This window comes from Polyangium spumosum, assembly GCF_009649845.1.
GTDB classification, from domain to species: Bacteria; Myxococcota_A; Polyangia; order Polyangiales; family Polyangiaceae; genus Polyangium; species Polyangium spumosum.
This window is the reverse complement of the sequence record NZ_WJIE01000005.1, coordinates 83,638-102,619: the sequence shown is the minus strand read 5'-3', so window position 1 is coordinate 102,619 and position 18,982 is coordinate 83,638. Positions and strand designations below refer to the sequence as shown.

Genomic DNA, 18,982 nt, shown 5'->3' with positions numbered 1-18,982 from the left:
CGTGAGGGCCTAGAGTCCGGTCCGTGGCTGCGGGAGAGCGCATGAACAAGGGCGCGAAGAAGCGTACGTGGAAGGTGGGAGAGCTGGCGAAGGCCACGGGGACGTCCGTACGGACGCTCCACTGGTACGACGAGATCGGGCTGCTCTCGCCGTCCGACCATTCACGGGCGGGGTATCGACTTTATGGGGAGGAGGACGTGGCCAGGCTGCAGCAGATCTTATCGCTGCGGCAGCTCGGCCTCTCGCTCGACGAGATCCGGGACCTGCTCGCGCGGCCCGACGTCTCGCCGCTCTCCGTCGTCCGCATGCACATCACGCGTTTGCAGGAGCAGATGGAGCTCACCCGGAAGCTCCTCGGCCGCCTCTCGGCCCTCGCCGCCTGGCTCGCCGCGAACGAACGCGTATCGGCCGACGAACTCTTGAAGACGATCGAGGTGATGAACATGTTCGAGAAATACTACACGAAGGAGCAGCTCGCGGAGCTCGAGGCGCGGAGGCAGGCGCTCGGCGAGGAGGGGATGCAGGCCGTGCAAGCAGAATGGCCCGCGCTCATCGAGAAGGTCCGCGCGGAGATGGAGAGAGGCACGCCGCCCGAGGACCCGGCCGTCCAGGCGCTCGCCGGGCGCTGGATGGAGCTCGTCGAGATGTTCACGGGCGGAGACCCGGGGATCCGGCGGTCGCTCGAGAACCTCTATCAAAAGGAGAAGGGCTTCGCGGCGCAGCAGGGCTTCGATCCGGCGCTCTTCGATTACGTGAACCGGGCGCAGGCGGCGCGGAAGGGAGGCGCGGGCGCGTGACGTCGATCAACGAGGCCTCCGCGGGGTGAGCCCGGGCAGCCCGTCGAGGCTCGTCGCGTTGCGCGTATCCATGTATTCGGAGAGCGCCTCCGGACCCTTGCGCTCGGCCCAATCCACGAGCTGTGGGCGGTCCTCGACGAAATCGTACAACGGCACGGCGTAGCCGCAGGCCGTCGAGATCCGCGTCGCCTCGACGCGCAAGATCGCCCGCTCGCCGGGGCGCGGCGGCCCGAAATGCTCGCGCAGGGCGGAGAAGCCCGCGTCGCCGGGCTCGAAGGCCTCGGCGCGGCCGTGGATGCGCAGGATGCGCGGCGGCCCGTCGAATGCGCAGAACATCAGCACGATCCGCCCGTTCTCGCGGGCGTGGGCGATCGTCTCGACGCCGCTCCCCACGAAATCCAGGTACCCGAGCGTGCGCGGGCCGAGCACGCGGAGGGTGTCGTACCCCTTCGGCGAGACGTTCACGAAGCCGTCTCCGGCGAGCGGCGCGGTGGCCACGAAAAACACGTGTTGCCGCCCGATGAAATCGACGAGGTCGTCGTCGAGGGTGTCGTAGAGTTTTCCCACCGCGGGCGAGGGTAGCAGACTTCGCGCGGCCGGTGCTACGCTCGACGCATGGGCTCAGCGCGCGCCTGAATACGCAGGCGCGCGCTCGCAACATACGGGCAGACCCCTTGAGATCCACCGCACGCAGCCGGATTCCGCTCTCGCTGTTCGCCGCACTGCTCCTGCATGCGGCAGGCCTGCTGCTGGTGCGCGCGCTCCCGACCCGACCGCTCGAGCTGTCGACGATCGGGCATCACTTCGTTCGCCCCCCCGAGTTGTGGGTCGACCTCCTCCCGCGTGAAGACGCCTCCTCCCGGGAGCCCCCGCGCGGCGCCCTGGACACTCCTGCGCCGGCCCCCGAGCCCGCGTCCCGCGCGACGCCCCAGCCTCGACGCACGGCCTCGATCGCGCCCGCGCCCCCGCCCGCGCCGTCCGAGCCGAATGCACCACCCCCGGTCGGGTCCTCCGAATACGACGGACCTCCGGACGAACCTCCTCGCCCCGGCGCCCTCCCTGCGCTCGCGGGTCCCCCCGTCTGGGCGATCCCCGGCGCCATGCCGAGCGCGAGCGCCGCGGCCCCTGCGCCCATTCGCCCCACGGCCGAAGGCATTCTCGCCGGAAACATCGAGCCCGCCATGTTCCCTGCGGCCGGGACCCTCGCGTCGGCGATTGCGAACGGGGTGCGATCGTCGAGCACGCCCCCCGAATCCGACAGTACGTTTGTCCTTTCGCTCGACGCGCGCGGCCATGTCGCCTCCGTCGAGGTCGTCGCGGTCAAGGGCGGCGATCGAAGGGAATGGGAGCGTATCGCCCGCGCCGTGAAAGAGCAGCTCGCTGGCCGTGTTTTCCACATGCCGTCCGCGTTCTCCCAGGGCGGGCGCGTCTTCGTCGGCGTGAGGAGCCGGCTCACCATGCCCGACGGCACGGCGCACGGCATTCCGATACCGAAGCTCGCCCTGATGGGCGGAAATTCGAGCATCATCACGCTCCCCGGGGTGCGCGACGATCGATTGAGCAGCCCGATGACGAGCACGAACCTGCCGCCGGACGCCGTCACGATCGGCCTCCAGTTCGATTTCGATTTCGCCAACATCGGCGCGAAGCGGCGGCGCGTCGTACACACGCAGGTGCGCGCCGAGCCGATCGGCCTCGCGCCGCCGCCCCGGCAGCCACGGTGAAATCCACCTTCCCTGCCCGATCGACGAGCGCCCACCCGATCGTCAATTGATGGCAGCCCCTCGGGGGACCTCCGCGAGGCCCTCGAGCTCCGCGTGTGCGGTACGTGAACCGAACCTCGGCGACCCCGAAAAAAATCGACCGCGCCCTGTCACGCCCGCCGGCCGCTCGTGTTCTCTGCTCATGAAAGGACGGCAAAGGAGCTGTCCGGAATGAAACGAGAGGAGCGAGCCATGAGTGGTTTCAGCCTGGTTCAGTTCATGTGCGAGGGTGGTTGGGGGATGTATCCGGTGCTCGCCGCGGGCAGCGCGGCGCTCGGCGCGGCCGTGCGATATGCCTTGGCGCCCGATCGCGGCAAGCTCGCCTTCACGGCGGCGCTGTCGGTGACGACGGTGATCGCCACGATCACCGGGGTCTGGACGAACGTCGGCGCGGTGATGTCGTTCCTCGAGGATCCCGCGCGCGCGTCCGACGCGGAGATCACGCGGACCCTGTTTCAGGGCTTGAAGGAGGCGGGCCGGCCCGGGACGCTCGCCGGGCCGCTCTTGACCCTGGTCGCGATCGTGGTGTCCGTGGGCGTGCTGCGGAGCGCGCGGATCGGCGCGAAGGGCGGCGAGGGCGAAAAGAGCGCGAAGGGTACGGAGAGCCGGTCCGTGATGGCCTGATTCGACGTCAAGCGCCGAAATTGACCGAGAAAATCCGCGCCACCGCCGGGTGCGCCTCGGCGCGCTCGGCGGCGGCGATGCAGCGCGGCGCCACGGCGCGGATCTTCTCGCGCCCGGGCCGCCAGCGGGACATCGCGGCCGCGTACACGTCGAGGATCGTCATCGAATCCCCCAGCAAATAGGCCCCGGGCGAGAGCCCCTGCTCCAGCGTGCGCCAGCAATCGAGCGTCCGCCGGATGGTGGCCTCCTTGAGCTCCTTCTGCGCCTCCTCGTCCTTCACCCACCGCTCGGGGTAATCGCCGAGGGTGTACATCGGGTAGATGTTCGTCACAAAAAACACGAGCCAGCGCAGGAAGACCGGCCTCTTCGGGTCCCCGGGCGGCGGGGCGAGGGTCGAATGCGGGTGGCGCTCGAGCAGCCAGAGGAGGATGGCCACGCTCTCGGTGAGGACCGTGCCGTCCGAGAGCACGACCGTGGGCACCTGCCCGAGCGGGTTCAGCGCGCGGAGCGCGTCGAACGCGGGGCCGGGCTTGCCGGGCTCGACCTCTTCGAGCGCGTACGTCTCCCCGAGGAGCTCACACGCGGCCTCGATGATCACCGAGCCCCAGCCTTTGTATCCGTAGATCGTCAGCATGGGCGTTCTCTCAGGGGCTCGTCGCCCAGACCTCGTTCAGGTCCTTGGCGAGGGAGTACAAGGCCACGTTGGCGTGCTCGTAAAAGCCGTTCGCGTACGGGTTCGGGCAGCCCGCCATTCGTTTGGCTTTGCTCACCTGGTCCGGGACCTCGCTGTGCCAGAACCAGAGGTTGTAGATCGGGACGAAGATCTTCCACGGCTTGAAGTTGTCGTCCTGCGTGTAGGCCTGCAGCTCGCTCAGCATGGCCCAGGCGACGTAGACGCCGTAGAAGCAGAAGAAGCTGAAAATGAGGACCGTCACCGGGTCCCGCGTCGTGCCCTTCGGGCCGACCGCCCCGCTGTACGCCGCGGGCGCGAGGCCGAACTGGGCGGGGGCGGCGTAGTTGCCGAACCCTTGTTGGGGGGGTCCCCATCCCTGCTGCTGCGGGGGAGGTCCCCATCCCTGCTGCGGCGGGCCGGCTTGCCCCTGCGGCGCGCCGGGATACCCCTGCGGCGCGCCGGGATACCCTTGGGGAGCGCCCCAGCCCGGGGGCGGAGCAAGGCGATTGCCGCATTTGATGCACGCGGGCGCGCCATCGGCGTTCGGCGTACCACAGGTCGGACAGAACACGCAAAAGCCTCCTCGGTCCACGCCACCCATGTGGCGCGGAGGCCCGAGAGCGTACCGAGGATGCCCCCCGTTCACAAGCGGGAGATGGACCTCGCCGCGGCGGAGTGCTCCTCTGCCCGGAGGAGGTCGTTCGTTCATGAGACAGACACACGAAAAACCACGCGTGTTCGCCTTCGCCGCGCTCGCCCTCGTGCTCGTCGCGGGCTGCGCGGACGAGCCCACCCCGCGCGCGCCGGGCGCCGCCGCGGCGGGCTACGAGGTCGTCCCCCAATGGTTGAAGCCTCCGGCTGGACAGACCCTCGGCGAGGCCGTGGGGGTCGGGGTCGACTCGCACAACCACGTCTTCGTGTTCCACCGCGCCGATCGAGGCTGGGGCAACGAGCAGATCATCGACAAACCCACGATCTGGATGGTCGAGGCCGATTCGGGCGAGGTGCTCGCCTCGTGGGGGGAGAACGTCTTCCTCGTGCCGCACGGCCTCGGCGTCGACAAGAACGACCACGTCTGGGTGACCGACGTCGGCCTCGATCGGATCTTCGAGTTCAGCCACGACGGCGCGCTCCTCCAGACGATCGGCAGGGGGGACGAATGAAGCCGCGCGTGTCCTCTCGGCTCCTGCCGTTCGCCCCGGCGCTCGTCGCCGCCTCCCTCGCGTGCGTCGCGTGCGCGCCTCCGCCCGACGCGTTCGCCAAACCCACCGACGTGTTCGTCGCGCCGAACGGGGAGGTGTACGTGTCGGACGGCTACGAAAACACCCGCGTGGCGCGCTTCGATCCGCGGGGGTTGTTCCTCGACGCGTGGGGCGAAGCGGGCAGCGAGCCGGGTCATTTCGACATCCCGCACGGCATCGCGTCCGACGGGGCGGAGCGGATCTACGTCGCGGATCGTGGCAATGCGCGGCTGCAGATCTTCGACCTCGAGGGCACGCTCGTCGACGTCTGGAGCGGGCCCGAGATCGGGCGCCCCTGGGGCGTCGAGGTGGCCCCGAACGGCCACGTCTTCGTCATCGACGGCGGCGACCAGCTCGAAGGCGCGCCATCGGGGCGCGCGCTCGAGCTCGATCGGGACGGCAAGGTCGTCACGAGCTGGGGCGGCTTCGGCCGCGAGGAAGGGCAGTTCGACACGGGGCACGATATCACCGTCGGCCCCGACGGCAGCGTGTACGTGGTCGAGCAGGTGGGGCGACGCGTGCAGAAGTTTCGCCCTGGAGCGACGCCCTGACCGACGCGGGCTCCCTTCCCCCGCGCCGCGTCCGCCTGTAAACTCGCCGCGATGATCGCCCGCGCCTCGCTCGTCTTCGCCTCCGCCGCCTTGCTCGCCGGCTGCGGCGCCGAGGCTCCCGCGGCCTCGACGCCGCCGTCGCCTGCCGCGTCCGCGTCCGCGTCGCAGGAGCCCGAAAAGGGCCGCTTCGTCTACATCCACGGCGCCGGCCATGGCGAGGACTCCGCGCAGATCGCCGCGCACGACGATCGTTGCGACAAGAACGATCTCGCGGGCTGCCACGCGCTCGGGCTCGCGCTGATGACGCCGAAGGACAAGGAGAGCGACAACAACGAGCGTGCCCTCGCGGCGTTCGAGAAGGCTTGCCTCGGTGGGTATGCGGCGAGCTGCAATGGGCTCGGGGTCATGTACATGCAGGGAATGGGCGTGCCGAAAGACGCGGGGCGCGCCGTCGCGCTTTACGTGAAGGCCTGCGAGGGTGAGGTGAGCACGGCGTGCCTGCACGCGGCCATGGCGTACGAGGACGGGCGCGAGGTCTCCGCCGACTGGACGAACGCGCTCCGCCATTACGAGCGCGCCTGCGCCCTCGGCGCGTCGCAGGGCTGCCGGACGGCGGCGAAGGCGTTCGCCGAGGGCGACAGGGTGGCGCGTGATCCCGCAAAGGCGCGCCGGCTGTACGACCGCGCCTGCCAGGAGGGCGACGAGGAGGCGTGCAAGGAGCGCGACGCGCTCGGCGCGGCGGCGCCCTAGCGCCCGAACACCGGGCCTACACGAAAGCGAACGATTCTCGCATGAAAAAGACCGGAACGACGAAGGCGACGGCGCCCAGGAAGACGACGACCAAGGCGGCCCCCGCCGTGGAAGCTCCCATCATCACCTTCGAGCACCCGGGCGCGTGGTCGACCTGGCTCGCCTCGAACCACGCCTCGTCGCGTGGCGTGTGGCTCAAGCTCGCCAAGAAAGGCGCCGGCGTCACGTCCGTCACCTATGCGGAGGCGGTCGAGGTGGCGCTCGTGTGGGGCTGGATCGACGGCCAGAAGAGGAGCTTCGACGAGGCGGCGTGGCTCCAGAAGTTCACGCCGCGCAGCCCGAAGAGCATCTGGTCGAAGATCAACCGGGAGAAGGCCCTCGGCCTCATCGCGTCGGGCGTGATGCAGCCGCCGGGGCTCGCGGAGGTCGAGCGCGCGAAAAAGGACGGCCGCTGGGACCTGGCGTACGACCCGCCGAGCCGCGCGACCGTGCCCGACGATCTCTCCGCCGCGTTCGCGAAACGTCCCCGCGCCGCGGCGTTCTTCGCCGCGCTCGACGCCACGAACCGCTTCGCCGTGCTCTTTCGCATCCAGACCGCGAAAAAGCCCGAGACGCGCGAGCGGCGCATCACGCAGCTCGTCGAGATGCTGGCGAGGCACGAGAAAATTCACGACTGAAAACCGCCCTCGCAGGCCCACCGAACGCGGCGCGTCATCGTCGAGGTTGGCCGCTCGGGAGGCCTCTGCCGGCGCGGCGGGATCGCCCGGGACGGCGGCCCTACTTCATTCCCTCTAGGCGCGCGCGCGTCGAGGGGGTACGGTACGATCGAACTCGATCTGGGAGGCTCGCTCCTCGCAAGATCGAGCTCGCCTCTCGACATGGAATCCAAGCAACCCCAAGGCGGCACGGCGCAGGCGGACCGGGCGGCGCAAGAGCGCGCGCGCGGCATGATCGACCGGGTGATCTCGGACCGGTACCGCATCCGCGAGCTCATCGCGATGGGCGGCATGGGCGCGGTCTACCGCGGCGAGCACCTGCTGCTGAAGAAACGCATCGCGATCAAGATCCTCCACCCGGAGACGGAGAATCTCCCGGAGCTCGTCAAGCGCTTCGAGCGGGAGGCGATCGCCGGCGCGCACATCCAGCACCCGAACGTCGCGACCGCGACCGATTTCGGAAAGCTGCCCGACGGGAGTTATTTCCTCGTCCTCGAGTACGTCAAGGGCAAGACGCTCCATCAGATCCTGCAAGATGGCCCGCTCCCGCCGCGCCGCGCCGCGCGCCTCACGCGGCAGCTCGCCTCGGCCCTCGACGCGATCCACCGCCTCGACATCGTCCATCGTGACCTCAAGCCTCGCAACATCATGGTCGTCGACGGCCCGGCGGAGGTCGTCAAGATCATCGACCTCGGCCTCGCCAAGGTGAAGGTCAACGAGCTCTCCGCGGGCGAGCGCGACAAACACGACTCGCGCGCCTCGATCTCCGACGGTGACGACGAGGAGTACGGCAACCTCACGATCGCCGGCACCATCTTCGGCACGATCGCGTATCTCTCCCCGGAGGCCGCGGAGGGCATGGACGCGGTCGACGCGCGCAGCGACCTCTATGCGCTCGGCCTGATGTTCTACGAGATGCTCTCGGGCAAGCACCCCTTCACGGCGGTGAACCCGGTCGAGCTCTTCATGCAGCACCGCTTCCAGCCGCCTCCGCCCCTCGCCGAGCGCAATCCGGACGTCGCCGCGCCGCCGGAGCTCGAGGCGATCGCGCGCAAGTTGCTCGAGAAGCAGCCGGCGAGCCGATATCAGACGGGGGCCGAGGTCGCGGCGGCGATCGACGAGGCATTACGCGAGATGGGGCCTCCCGCCGAGGGCGAGGAGGAGCCCCCGCTCAGCGAGTCGTACGAGGGGGAGCCGAGCATGCGCACGTCGGTCCCCTCGATGCGGCCTCCGGTGCAATCACAAAGGCCACCCGCGTCGACGTCGTCGCAGAGGCCGCCCGCGGTGACCTTGCCCTCGGAAGGGGTGAACGGGCCGTCGTCGAAGCCGACGCCGAAGCCCATCTTGCCATTGGCGCAGCCGCTCGCTCCCGAAGCCGCGGAGGAGCCGCCGGCGCCGATGGAAGCGGTCGAGCTGACCGAGGCCCCGGCGCCTCCGGCGCAAAAAAAGAAAAAATCGTCGGCCAAGACCGTGCTCACGGTGGTGGTGGGCGTGGCGCTCGGCTGCGGGGCGGCGTACGCGGCCCGCGTGATGCAGCAGAGGAAAAATGCGACGGCGTCGGTCGCGCCCCAGGCGACGGCGACGGCGACGGCGACGACCAGAGCCTCGGCCGCGCCCGTGGCCAAGCCGGCGCCGTCGGCGGCGGCGGTCGCCCCTGCGCCGTCCGCGTCGGCCGCGCCCGAGCCTCCGGCGTCGGCCGCGGTCCCGGCCGCCACCCTGTCGAAGGAAGAGGTGGAGGCGGCGAAGCTGAAATTCAAGAATGCATTCCGCTACCAGGACTGGCGCGGCGCGAGCCGCGTGGTGCTGGAGCTCGGGAAAGGCGCGCCCGACGCATTCAAGGACCGCGAATTCTCGCAGCTCGTGCAGGGCCTCGCCATCCAGCTCTCGCGGGAGAACGCGGACGGCGAGCTCTTGAAGTTGTTCGCCGACGACCTCGGCAGCGTGGGCCTCGATATGCTTTATGCGTTCGTCGAGGGCCAGGGCAGGGCGCCGATCGCGGTCGCGGCGGGCAAGTTCCTCGAGGACGAGAAGCGGCTCGAGAAGGCCTCGCCGGCGATGCGGATCGCGCTCGACCTGCGGAATGCCTCGTGCGTCGACAAGCTGAAGCTCCTCGACCGCGCGCAGAAGGACGGCGACTTCCGCGCGCGCCTCGCGCTCGAGACGCACGGGCGCGCGTGTTTCCCGCAGAACCCGAACATGGAGAAGGTCATCTACGACCTCCGGGTGCGCTTCCCGAAGCGGTGACGATCACTTCGCGCCGGCGACCAGGAGCTCCGGGTCGATCCGGACTTCGAAGAAATTCATGCGCCAATCGAGGTGGGGCCCGTTCGTGCGGCCGGTCATCCCCACCCGCGCGACGACCTGGCCCTGCTTGACCTCGTCGCCCACCTTCGCGGAGAAGCCGCTCAGGTGGATGAAGGTCGACGTCAAACCCTGGCCGTGATCGATGACGAGGGTGTCGCCGCTCAGCGGCAGGTTTTTCTCGGCGAACACCACCGTGCCGCAGGCCGGCGCGCGCACGGGCGTCCCCGTGGGCACCGCGATATCGACGCCCCAGTGGATCCCGCCGTCCGTGCCGTTGAGCACGCGCGGCTGCCCATAACGCGAGGTGACCTTGCCCTTCGAGGGCCAGACGAAGGCCTCCTTGAAGCAGCTCTTTTTCGTGTACTTCTTGCGGACCACGTCGAGCTTCTGCTCGGCCTGCGTGAGCTTGACCCGCGTGGGCATGTCGAGCTCGACCATGTTCTTCGGCAGGTTGTCGATCTTGTCGGTCTCGTACGTGCGTTGCTCCACGTCGAAGACGCGCTCGAGGACCTGGCCGTCGTCGAACGTGATCGTGATCTTCTCCTGCTTCGGGGCGTTGCGGCCGAATACGATCAAGAACTCGCCCTCGTCGCTGACGATGGCCCGGTGCCCGGGGAAGTTCATCTTCTTCAGCTTGCCGTCGAGCTTCGCGCGGAGGAGCCCGCCCTGCACGGCGCGCCCCTCGATCGTGAGGCGGCTCGGATCGGCGACCGGGGCGGCGTCCGGCGACCCGGCGTCCGGCGGTTCGGCGCTCGCGGCCGCCGGGGCCGCGGAGGGAGCCGCGCTCGCGCTCGACGCGGGCGCGGCAGCGGCGGCGGGCTCGGCCGAGGCGGCCGGCGCGGCCGAGCCAGCGGGCGACGCTGTGGAATCCGCGGTGGACCCCGAAGGCCCACGAACCTCGCAAGCCGTGACGGCGAGAGCCAAGGCGATCAGAACGGGCACGCGCATGGGCCCATCGTGCCAGAGCTTCGGGGTTCGCAGAAGACGAGAGCACGACCCCCGCATGGCGCCGAGGGTTGACGAGGCGCGGGGCGTGCCCAGGCGACCTCTGGTCGCCTCGAGGGGTCTTCGACGCGTGCCCAGGCGACCTTTCCTGGCGTCGAGGCGAGGCGCGGGGCGTGCCCGGGCGACCCGAGGTCACGTCGAGGGGCCTTCGAGGCGGGCGCACGTGACGCGAAGTCGTGTCGAGGTGAGGCGCGTGGCGTGCCCGGGCGACCCGAGGTCACGTCGAGACGAGGCGCGGGGCGTGACCGGGCGACCCGAGGTCGTGTCGAGGGGCCGTCGAGGCGTGCCCGGGCGACCGGAAGTCACGCCCACGGGTAGTGGCCGGATATCCGTGAAAGTGGCTGGATGACGATCCGGCGAGCGCGTCTCGATCTACGCTTGTGCAAGACGCCGCCCCGATGGCGCTATCCACACCACCGGGGCGACTTGACGCAACTTCGCACACACGAGGTCACGCCCATGCACGATCTGTCATGGCCCGGCTCATACGGCCAAGAGAACGATCCGCCCTGCCCGCCCGACGTACCCGAAACCGAGACGCCGAGCCGCCGCAAGTCGGGCGCGCTCATGCTCTCCGAGGACGAGGCACGCCACGTGCGCGTCGCCGTCCGCAAGCTCCGCCGCGCGTTCGGAAGCTTCCGCGCGATCTCCGCGATGACCGGGATCCCGGCGAGCACGCTCCGCCGCGCCGCGAACCCGAAGAGTTCCCCCACGGGCACGCTCGCGATCCGCATCGCCGCCGCCGCGGGCGTCGCGGTCGAGGTCCTTCTCGGCGGCAAGCTCGTCGTGACCACGCCCGTCATCGGGAGGGCGGCATGAAGCGCTCCCGTGTCAGGGAACGCGAGCGCCTCCGGGCGCCCGTCGAGACCACCGACCCGGCCGCGCTGGCCGCCTACGCGGGCGCGTTGCGCCCCGTCGTCGCGAGCCTCCGGACCCTCGCCGAAGATGCGACCGCAGAACCGAGCAGGCGCGTCCACGCACGCGCCTTCCTGCGTCGGGAGATCCTCCGCGGCATCCGCGAGCTGGAAGCCCGGATCGACGCCGCTGCGCCCGTCACCTCTCCTGCCTCTTGACGCCACGCCTGTAACCGACCATCCATGCCCGCGCTGGGCGGTTCGCCGTCTGGCCGGCGCGCCCATCCCGGGCTCGTCGGGTCTGCCAAAGAGAAGGGCGAGCCGCGAGGCTTTCGCCTGCCATGCTCGCCCAACATCCAGCCACGGATGGAGGCTCACATAGCAGGCGGACGGCACACCGTCAAGGCGCCGTCGCGCGTCGCGCGCTCACTCACGAGGCCGAGTATGAGTGACGTGAAATTGGAGTTAGTGGAGCTGAACCAAGAGTTTGCCGCTGCTGTTCGTGAGCGAGAAACAACGATCTTTGAAGCTGCACAGGAGGCCCTCGGAGAGGCGTCTGGCATCGATCACGAGGCAACAATAAATACTCGCTATGGCACACAAATTGGACAGACTGTAAAGTCATTCCGCTACCACCTTGGAGAAGCAATGCTCTCCATAAAGTTCAGGACGTATAGAGAGGTTTCGTCTCCTGTTGCTGTTACGCCAGTATGGACTACGCATCACGTGTACGTCATTGAGGATCCATACAACAGCAAGCTATACGTAGTCACGCAATGGTCTCGTGACTTGACGACAGCGAGTCCGGTGGCATTGCGAGACACCTACGACGCAAGCTCCATTGCTTCCGACAGCTTTCGTGGTGCAATAAAAGCATCCATAGCGGCTGCTATCGAATATGGGCGCTCGCTACGCACATAGCCTAGCGTGATAGTTAGGCGGCGCATAGCCACCGAATGGCCTTCGGTTTCGATATTGCCTCACGATTACGTCGCCTAGGTTGTTTCTGGCGATTACAACATCAAGATCGTCTTCGTCGACCCGTACGACCTGTGGCGCCAATCTTGTGCGATCGATGTGCACGTCTAACGACGAGCACATGGTGCACGTCACACGCACAGCGAAATCTGCGAACTCATCCTGAGTCATAAGACTGTATGGCACGCCGTAGAGGTGGTCTAGGCGTCCCATCACCACATCCCCGCGCTAGGACATTCCGTGTCCGATCTGTCGTGTGTTTCTCCGCGTTTTCCGCGCGTTTCGTGGTACCTTCTACGAGTCAACGGCGACGCGGAGAGGGTGCGACGGGGCGCCCGATAGACCGTCGCCGGGGCGAGGAAGCCATGGGAGCGTCCTTGGATGGATCGAAGCGCCTGCGTGTCCTCTCCGCGCTCGTGGACGGGAACAGCGAGCGCGCTACGGCCCGGATCGCGGGCGTCGATCGGGAGACGGTCGGGCGCCTGTCCTTGCAGTTCGGCACCGGCGCGGTGCACCTCCACAACGGCCTCGCGCGGCACCTCGCGGCGTCGCTGATCCAGGTCGACGAGATTTGGAGCTACGTCGGGAAGAAGCAGAAGCGCGTCACGCCCGAGGACCCGCCCTACGTCGGCGAGGCGTACACCTTCGTCGCCATGTCGGCCACGAGCCGCTTCGTCATCGGCTGGCACGTCGGCAAGCGGAACGAAGAGAGCGCGCGGGCGTTCATGGAGGACGTCCGCGCGCGCCTCTGCGTCATGCCCTCGATCGTGTCCGACGGCTTCGCCCCGTACATCGCCGCCGTGGGCGCGTCCTTCGGGCCCGGCGTCGACTATGCGCAGACCGTCAAGAACTACAGCCGCAAGGGGCGCCGCGACGATGACCACCGGTACGAGCCCGCGCGCGAGGCGCACTTCGTCACGAAGCGGGCGATCTTCGGCGCGCCCGATCTCGAAACGGCGAGCACCGCCTACATGGAGCGCCAGAACGGCACGATGCGCCACCATATCGGACGCATGCGGCGCCTCTCGTACGCCTTCAGCAAGCGCCCCGAGAATCACCGCGCCGCCGTCTCGTTGGCCTACGTGCATTACAACATGTGCCATATCGTGAGCACGCTCCGCACGACGCCGGGAATGGCCGCGCACGTGACCGATCATCTGTGGGAGATGGAGGAGCTTCTGGACGCGCTCATGACGGCCAAGCCGTGCGACCCGCCGGCCAAGGAAGCGCTGCGCCATCGGGAGCCGGAAGGTCCGGCGCGCGAGCTGCCCGGCGGGCGTGGGTTCCTGCGCCTGGTCGGGGGAAGCAAGGGAGCGGAGCCGCGTCCTCATGTCGAGCCCCCTCCGGTCGCGCCCGTGCCCGTCGCGATCCCCGTCGCGCCGGTTGCCGATCCGACCGGGCAGCTTGACCTCTTCTCGTGGCAACCGAAGCCGCCCCCGAAGGGCCAGCTCTCCCTCTTCCCCGACGACGAGCCCCGGTGAAAGTGGCCGGGCGGATATCCCGCCACTTTCGGCGCATGGCCGGATCCAGCCACTACCCGCCCACGAGACCTTCGGGTCGTGCCCACGAGACTTCAGGTCGTGCCCACGAGACCTTCAGGTATCGTCGATTCCACTTACGACGGAACTTTTCCGCTCACACTGTCAGAGACCGCCGGCCGCGATCTCCTGCTGCGCGATGAGCTCGTCGCCCTCCTCGGGCACCCAGCACTGGCCGTCGCCGCAGCGCTCGCCCGGGCCGCAGCAGCCGTCGCCGCCGCAGGGGCTCTGGCCCTCGGGGCAATCCGCGGGGCCCTTCGGTCCCGAAGGCCCCGGGTCTTTCGGGCCCTCGTAACAGCCGTCGGGCGCGCAGACCTTCATCGCCATCGACGTCGACATGCCCGACTGCGCGCCGTTCGCCGTCGACAGGCTGCCATTGCAGACCATGGGCGCCCCCTTGAGGCAGCTCAGCGCGACCTGGAGGCCCGCCCGAGGCCCGCTGCAATTGCCGCTCCCGAGGTAGATACGCTCCGCGTCCTCCTGATACCCCACGAGCTTGCACACGGTGCCGGGCGAGAGGTACACGGCGCCATGGTCGACCCCCTGGCCATTGTCGTACATGTAGATGCCCGGGTAGGGCGTGAAGGACTGCTTCGCCCACAGAGCGCCGTACGTCGCCGGGCCGGACCAGGTGAGGTCCCGGTCCCCCGGGAACTTGAGGGCAGCCGCGTCCTCGCCGAGCGGCCCTTCGACCGAGCCCTCGTCGACGGGCGTCACGACGCAAGCCGCGAGAGCCGTGAGCGAAGCGATGGCGAGCACGACACGTAATGCCTTCATGGTTCTCTCCTCTTCCTGCCTGCCCGCGGGGGACGCGGCGTTCGTTGGCGACGAAGGGACTATCCACCAGGGGCGCGGGGCGTGGGGGTTACCTCGGGTAACTTGCGCTTACCCGGACGTTGGGCGGCTAGCCTCCGTCGGCGGCGAGCAGGCGAAACGGCTCGGCCTCGCCGAAGGCATAACCGTCCTCCGTGGTGACGAGGCGGCGCGGGTGCGAGGGGTCGTCCTCCACGAGGAGGCGTACCTTGCGGACCGCGACGTGCAGGCGCTTGTCGTCGCGCATGGGGTGGTAGTCACGCGAAGACCAGACGAAGAGGACGATCTCTTCTTTCGTCGCGCGCCCGCCCCGCTCCGCGATCGCGAGCAGGAGGCGGCAGAGCATCGGCCGGGTGGAGAGGTCGACGACGCGGCCGCGCGGCAGCCACGCCTTGCGCGCGCCGAGGTCGAGCCCCCAGCCCGCGCCGCCGATCGACTCGGGCGCGCGCTCCGCCACGCGCACGATCGCCGGGCTCGACAACCTGCGGCGGAGGGCGTCGACCACGGCGCCGTCGACGAGGTCGAGCTCGGCAGGCTCGCCGAGCAAGGCGCGGGCCCGGCGCGCAGCGACGGGCGCCACGTCCACGAGGGCACAAAAGGGCTCGAGCGCGGCAGGGTGCAGGGCGGGGCCGAGCGTGGCCAAAAACCATTCGGCCTCGGCGGAGAAGCGCCGAGACCCCGCGGCCTCGGCGCGCTCACGAAGCTGCACGGCGGTGGAGGCGAGGCCGTCGTCGTCGGCGAGCAGCAAGACGTCCGCGAGCGCGCGGAGGGCGTCGAGCTCGCCCGGGACGTGCCCATGCTCGCGAGCGGCCGAGAGCGCGGCGAGGGCGTGCACGCGCGCCGCCACGAGGTCCCCGGCGAGGGTGGCCTCGGCGGAGCGAAAGAGCGCGGCGACGACGCGGCCGAAGATGCTCGGGTCGGCGAGCGGAGGCGGCGCAGGCGGCGGTAGGCCGTGCAGGACAGCGTGATACCGCGCGATCAGCGCGTGGAGCGAGGCCCAGAAGGGGGTGACGATGGGCGGTCCGGCGGCGAGCGAGGTCGAAGCTCTGCCGCGGAGGATGGCGAGCCGGTACGCGGTGACGAGCGCGAAACACTGGTTGAGCGCGTGGCCCGCGCGGGCGGCCTCGGCGTGGACGGCGTGGAGGAGGGCTTCGAGGCCGTCGAGCTCGCCGACCATGAGCCTGCACTCCACGTCGAGGGCGTGGACGAAGGAGCGCAGGTAGGAGGTTTGTCCGGTGAGCGGTACCACGGCATCGACGAGCGCCCGGGCGTCGCCGAGGCGACCTTCGTGGACGGCGAGCATGGCCTCGGTGAGCAGGCCTCGGCGGGAGCCGAAGAGGGCGGCGTGGCCCGTGGGCGCGGCGAGCGAGAGGGCGGCGAGGGCCTGCGTGAGCCGGCGGATGCGGCCGATGAAGCAGAAGGTGACGACGAGCTCGTCGCGCACCTCACGCGCCGTGGCCGTGTCCGGATCGAGGTGCAAGGCGAGGAGGCGCTCGAGCACGTCCATCGCCTCGACGATCGCTCCGACGTGCATGCGCCAGCGGGCGCGGTGCACCTCGCGCAAGGCGGCGGCGTGGGGGGTGTCGGGCGCGAGGGACTCGATGACGGCGAGGGCCTCGTCGGCGCGGCCCTGCTCGCCGAGGCAGCCAGCTTCGAGGATACCGGCGGCGAACGCGAGCGAGGCGGCGGCGGGCCCGTCCGCGGCGGCGCGCCGGACCTCGGCGGCCACGGGCGCGGTCTCGGCGATGTGGCCGCGGACGAAGCGGGACAGCGCCCAGAGGAAGCGGTCTTTCAGGGTGGGTGGATCGGGCAGGGTCGCGGCGTCGAGGGCGGCGGGGTCGCCGAGCTCCACGGCGCATCGGAGCCGGAAGCGGGCGAAGCGTGGACCTTCGAGCGGCTCGATGAGCCGGGACAATCGAGGGGCGAGCCCGGCGGCGAGGACGAGCTCGCAGCGGGCCTCGAGCAAGGCGACGGCCTCGTCGTACCGCCCGAGGCCAAGCAAGAGGCGGAGCGCTTCGAGGGTGGCGAGCGGATCGTCGACGTGGGCGAGGGCGCTCGCCGCGTGGCTCTTGCGCAGGCGCAGGCCTTCGCGGTCCTGGAAGAGTGGCCTGGCGACGTCGTGCAGCCGCATGCCGCCCGAGGATCGCTCGACGATGCCGCGCCGCTCGAGGGCGTCGAGGACGTCGGGCGGGGGCAGGGGGACGATGGCGCCGAGGGAGGTGGGCGAGAGGGGCAGGTCGAGGACGGCGAGGGCTTCGAGGAGCGGGACGGCCTCGGGCGGGGCGGCGTGGAGGAGGTCCCCCTCGGCGCTGCGCGGGGCGCCGCCGGCGAGGAGCTGGCGCAGGCGCCAGGGCGAACCGGCGGCGGCGTCGGTGGCCTGGCGGAGCTCGACGGGCGCGTGCTCCTGGGCGCAACGCGCGGCGAGCTGGTAGAGGTCGGCGTGGCTCATGCCGCCGAGGAAGAGGGTCTGGTCGGCGAGCTCCGGGAGCGTGGGGTCGACGCGGCTCGTGACGATCCAGCGGGTCTTGCGCGCGTAGCGGGTGAGGGCGGCGAGGACGTCGCGGCTGCCGCGCGCGTCGGCGTGGTGGAGGTCGTCGAGGACGACCCAGTCGGCGCGGGCCTCGGTGCGATCGAGGAGGGTGGCGAGCAGGGCGTCGGGGTCGTCGAGCAGGCCGGACCAGTCGACCCTGGCGAGCCCGGAGGCGGCGGCGATGGCGCGCATGATCTCCACCTGGACGACGCCGGGCGGCTCGGCGGGGCGCAAGCCGATGAAGAGGGTGCGCGAGGCCTGCTCCGGGAAGGCGTGGTGCAGGGTGTGGAGGACGAGTGCGGTCTTGCCGAGCCCGCCGAGGCCCCAGACGACGGAGACGGGGGCGCGGAGGATCATGGCCCGGAGGCGCTCGGCCTCCTCGGCGCGTCCGACGAAGAGGGGCGGGGGATTCGGGAGGCGATAGCGGAGGGGCAGGGATACGGGCGAGCCGTCGGCGGCGGAGGGCATGATTTCCAGGACAGGGTACGCCGTCGCGCCGCGTGCGTGTCCTCCCGGCGTCTCTCGAAGGTCAATCCGCGCGAGACGAGGCGCGGGCGCAGGCGGCGGCGCGCTCGAGCAGGATGGCACGCTCGCGTGTGTTCCGCGTGAGCGAAGCGGCGCGCTCGAGCTCCACGCGCGCCTCGTCCATTCGGCCGAGCTTCGCGAGCAGGTCGCCGCGTACGCTCGGCAGGAGGTGATACTGCGCGAGCGAGGGCTCCGCGAGCAGCGCGTCGACGAGCGGGAGGGCCGCGGCGGGGCCAAACGCCATGCCAAACGCGACGGCGCGGTTCAGCTCCACGACGGGGGACGGCGTGACCTCGACGAGCGCCAGGTAGAGCGCCGCGATACGTGGCCAGTCCGTCTCCTCGGCGGCGCGCGCCCGCGCGTGGCAGGCGGCGATCGCGGCTTGCAGCGCGTACGGGCCCCACGCGCCCCCGAGCGCCTCGGCCCGCGCGAGCGCCGCGAGGCCCCTGCGGATGAGGAGCTGGTCCCAGAGCCCGCGGTTCTGCTCGAGCAAGAGGATCGGCTCTCCCGACGGGCCGACCCGCGCGCGCGCCCGTGACGCCTGGATCTCCATGAGCGCGACGAGGCCGTGGACCTCGGGCTCCTTCGGCAGGAGCTCGGCCAGGATGCGGCCGAGGCGCAGCGCGTCCTCGCAGAGCGCGGGCCGCATCCAGTCGTCGCCGGCGGTCGCCGAGTACCCCTCGTTGAAGACGAGGTAGATCACCTGCAGCACCGACGACAGCCGGACGGCGAGCTCCTCGCCGCGCGGGACCTCGAAGGGCACGCGCGCCTCGGCGAGCGTGCGTTTGGCGCGGACGATCCGCTGGGCCACGGTCGGCTCCGGGACCAGGAAGGCGCGCGCGATCTCCTCGGTCGAGAGCCCGCCGAGCAAGCGGAGCGTGAGCGCGACACGCGCCTCGGTCGAGAGCACCGGGTGACAGGCCGTGAACACGAGCCGCAGGAGGTCGTCGCCCACGTCCTCGTCGATCGCGGCCTCGAGATCGGGCGCGATCGACGGCTGCGCGGCCTCGATCGTGTGCCCGAGCTCCTCGTGCTTGCGCTCGATCCGCTTGCTGCGGCGGACGTGATCGATCGCGCGGTGTTTCGCGGTGGCCATGAGCCAGGCGCCCGGGTTCTCCGGGATGCCCGCCTCGGGCCACCGCTCCAGCGCGGTGACGAGCGCGTCCTGCGCGAGCTCCTCCGCGAGGCCGACGTCACGCACGATCCGCGCGAGCCCGGCGATGAGCTTGGCCGACTCGATCCGGAAGACCGCGTCGATCGCGCGGTGGGTAGCGGAGGCCGTCACGAGGGCGGATCAGAGCATCTTCCACCGCCCGCGCA

The 18,982-nt window shown here is 70.2% G+C and carries 19 protein-coding genes; 12 read left to right on the top strand and 7 right to left on the bottom strand.

What is annotated here, in order from left to right:
• Nucleotides 1-23 precede the first annotated feature (23 nt).
• On the top strand, nucleotides 24-797 hold the full coding sequence (locus tag GF068_RS17865; protein WP_338046443.1) for a MerR family transcriptional regulator: 774 nt from the start codon (nucleotides 24-26) through the stop codon (nucleotides 795-797).
• A gap of 6 nt (nucleotides 798-803) precedes the next feature.
• Here GF068_RS17865 and GF068_RS17860 read toward each other — a convergent pair whose 3' ends face one another.
• The gene (locus GF068_RS17860; protein ID WP_338046442.1) at nucleotides 804-1,364 is read right to left on the bottom strand and encodes a pyridoxamine 5'-phosphate oxidase family protein; all 561 of its coding nucleotides are present in this window, start codon (nucleotides 1,362-1,364) and stop codon (nucleotides 804-806) included.
• Between the two features lie 107 nt (nucleotides 1,365-1,471).
• Between GF068_RS17860 and GF068_RS17855 the strand changes: the two genes are divergently transcribed.
• Together GF068_RS17855 and GF068_RS17850 are read left to right on the top strand one after the other, a co-directional pair.
• A complete protein-coding gene (locus tag GF068_RS17855; protein ID WP_153820618.1) occupies nucleotides 1,472-2,521 on the top strand; it encodes a hypothetical protein in 1,050 nt (349 codons plus the stop codon).
• 231 nt (nucleotides 2,522-2,752) lie between these two features.
• The gene (locus tag GF068_RS17850; RefSeq protein WP_153820617.1) at nucleotides 2,753-3,184 is read left to right on the top strand and encodes a hypothetical protein; all 432 of its coding nucleotides are present in this window, start codon (nucleotides 2,753-2,755) and stop codon (nucleotides 3,182-3,184) included.
• Between the two features lie 7 nt (nucleotides 3,185-3,191).
• Here the strand turns inward: GF068_RS17850 and GF068_RS17845 are convergent, their stop codons facing one another.
• Nucleotides 3,192-3,818: a glutathione S-transferase family protein gene (locus tag GF068_RS17845; protein WP_153820616.1), complete on the bottom strand. Its 627-nt coding sequence runs from the start codon at nucleotides 3,816-3,818 to the stop codon at nucleotides 3,192-3,194.
• Nucleotides 3,819-3,828: 10 nt separating this feature from the next.
• Entirely contained in the window at nucleotides 3,829-4,428 is a 600-nt protein-coding gene (locus GF068_RS17840) for a zinc-ribbon domain-containing protein (protein ID WP_153820615.1), read from the bottom strand.
• A gap of 136 nt (nucleotides 4,429-4,564) precedes the next feature.
• Between GF068_RS17840 and GF068_RS17835 the strand changes: the two genes are divergently transcribed.
• The 5 genes from GF068_RS17835 (at nucleotide 4,565) to GF068_RS17815 (ending at nucleotide 9,359) form a co-directional block, all read left to right on the top strand.
• Complete coding sequence (locus GF068_RS17835) at nucleotides 4,565-5,020, top strand: NHL repeat-containing protein (protein ID WP_153820614.1); 456 nt, start codon at nucleotides 4,565-4,567, stop codon at nucleotides 5,018-5,020.
• A gap of 8 nt (nucleotides 5,021-5,028) precedes the next feature.
• Nucleotides 5,029-5,649: an NHL repeat-containing protein gene (locus GF068_RS17830; RefSeq protein ID WP_170319546.1), complete on the top strand. Its 621-nt coding sequence runs from the start codon at nucleotides 5,029-5,031 to the stop codon at nucleotides 5,647-5,649.
• A gap of 51 nt (nucleotides 5,650-5,700) precedes the next feature.
• Nucleotides 5,701-6,399, top strand: coding sequence for a tetratricopeptide repeat protein (locus GF068_RS17825; RefSeq protein WP_153820612.1), 699 nt, complete (start codon nucleotides 5,701-5,703; stop codon nucleotides 6,397-6,399).
• A gap of 41 nt (nucleotides 6,400-6,440) precedes the next feature.
• Nucleotides 6,441-7,076, top strand: coding sequence for a YdeI/OmpD-associated family protein (locus tag GF068_RS17820; protein ID WP_153820611.1), 636 nt, complete (start codon nucleotides 6,441-6,443; stop codon nucleotides 7,074-7,076).
• A 201-nt stretch (nucleotides 7,077-7,277) separates the two neighbouring features.
• Complete coding sequence (locus GF068_RS17815; protein WP_153820610.1) at nucleotides 7,278-9,359, top strand: serine/threonine-protein kinase; 2,082 nt, start codon at nucleotides 7,278-7,280, stop codon at nucleotides 9,357-9,359.
• 3 nt (nucleotides 9,360-9,362) lie between these two features.
• Here GF068_RS17815 and GF068_RS17810 read toward each other — a convergent pair whose 3' ends face one another.
• The gene (locus GF068_RS17810; RefSeq protein ID WP_153820609.1) at nucleotides 9,363-10,367 is read right to left on the bottom strand and encodes a M23 family metallopeptidase; all 1,005 of its coding nucleotides are present in this window, start codon (nucleotides 10,365-10,367) and stop codon (nucleotides 9,363-9,365) included.
• A gap of 516 nt (nucleotides 10,368-10,883) precedes the next feature.
• Between GF068_RS17810 and GF068_RS17805 the strand changes: the two genes are divergently transcribed.
• From GF068_RS17805 to GF068_RS17790, 4 genes are all read left to right on the top strand, one after another.
• Nucleotides 10,884-11,243 (top strand): hypothetical protein, encoded by a 360-nt coding sequence (locus GF068_RS17805; protein WP_153820608.1) that lies wholly within the window; start codon nucleotides 10,884-10,886, stop codon nucleotides 11,241-11,243.
• Nucleotides 11,240-11,497 carry a hypothetical protein gene (locus GF068_RS17800; RefSeq protein ID WP_153820607.1) on the top strand — a complete coding sequence of 86 codons (258 nt, stop codon included), beginning with the start codon at nucleotides 11,240-11,242 and terminating at the stop codon, nucleotides 11,495-11,497. Before GF068_RS17805 ends, GF068_RS17800 begins: the two co-directional genes overlap by 4 nt.
• Nucleotides 11,498-11,722: 225 nt before the next feature.
• Nucleotides 11,723-12,199, top strand: coding sequence for a hypothetical protein (locus GF068_RS17795; RefSeq protein ID WP_153820606.1), 477 nt, complete (start codon nucleotides 11,723-11,725; stop codon nucleotides 12,197-12,199).
• Nucleotides 12,200-12,621: 422 nt separating this feature from the next.
• The gene (locus tag GF068_RS17790) at nucleotides 12,622-13,737 is read left to right on the top strand and encodes a transposase (protein ID WP_153820605.1); all 1,116 of its coding nucleotides are present in this window, start codon (nucleotides 12,622-12,624) and stop codon (nucleotides 13,735-13,737) included.
• 162 nt (nucleotides 13,738-13,899) lie between these two features.
• Here GF068_RS17790 and GF068_RS17785 read toward each other — a convergent pair whose 3' ends face one another.
• From GF068_RS17785 to GF068_RS17775, 3 genes are all read right to left on the bottom strand, one after another.
• The gene (locus GF068_RS17785; protein WP_153820604.1) at nucleotides 13,900-14,571 is read right to left on the bottom strand and encodes a hypothetical protein; all 672 of its coding nucleotides are present in this window, start codon (nucleotides 14,569-14,571) and stop codon (nucleotides 13,900-13,902) included.
• Nucleotides 14,572-14,698: 127 nt separating this feature from the next.
• The gene (locus GF068_RS17780) at nucleotides 14,699-17,605 is read right to left on the bottom strand and encodes a hypothetical protein (protein WP_153820603.1); all 2,907 of its coding nucleotides are present in this window, start codon (nucleotides 17,603-17,605) and stop codon (nucleotides 14,699-14,701) included.
• A gap of 61 nt (nucleotides 17,606-17,666) precedes the next feature.
• Nucleotides 17,667-18,947 (bottom strand): RNA polymerase sigma factor, encoded by a 1,281-nt coding sequence (locus tag GF068_RS17775; RefSeq protein ID WP_338046441.1) that lies wholly within the window; start codon nucleotides 18,945-18,947, stop codon nucleotides 17,667-17,669.
• Nucleotides 18,948-18,982: the final 35 nt, after the last annotated feature.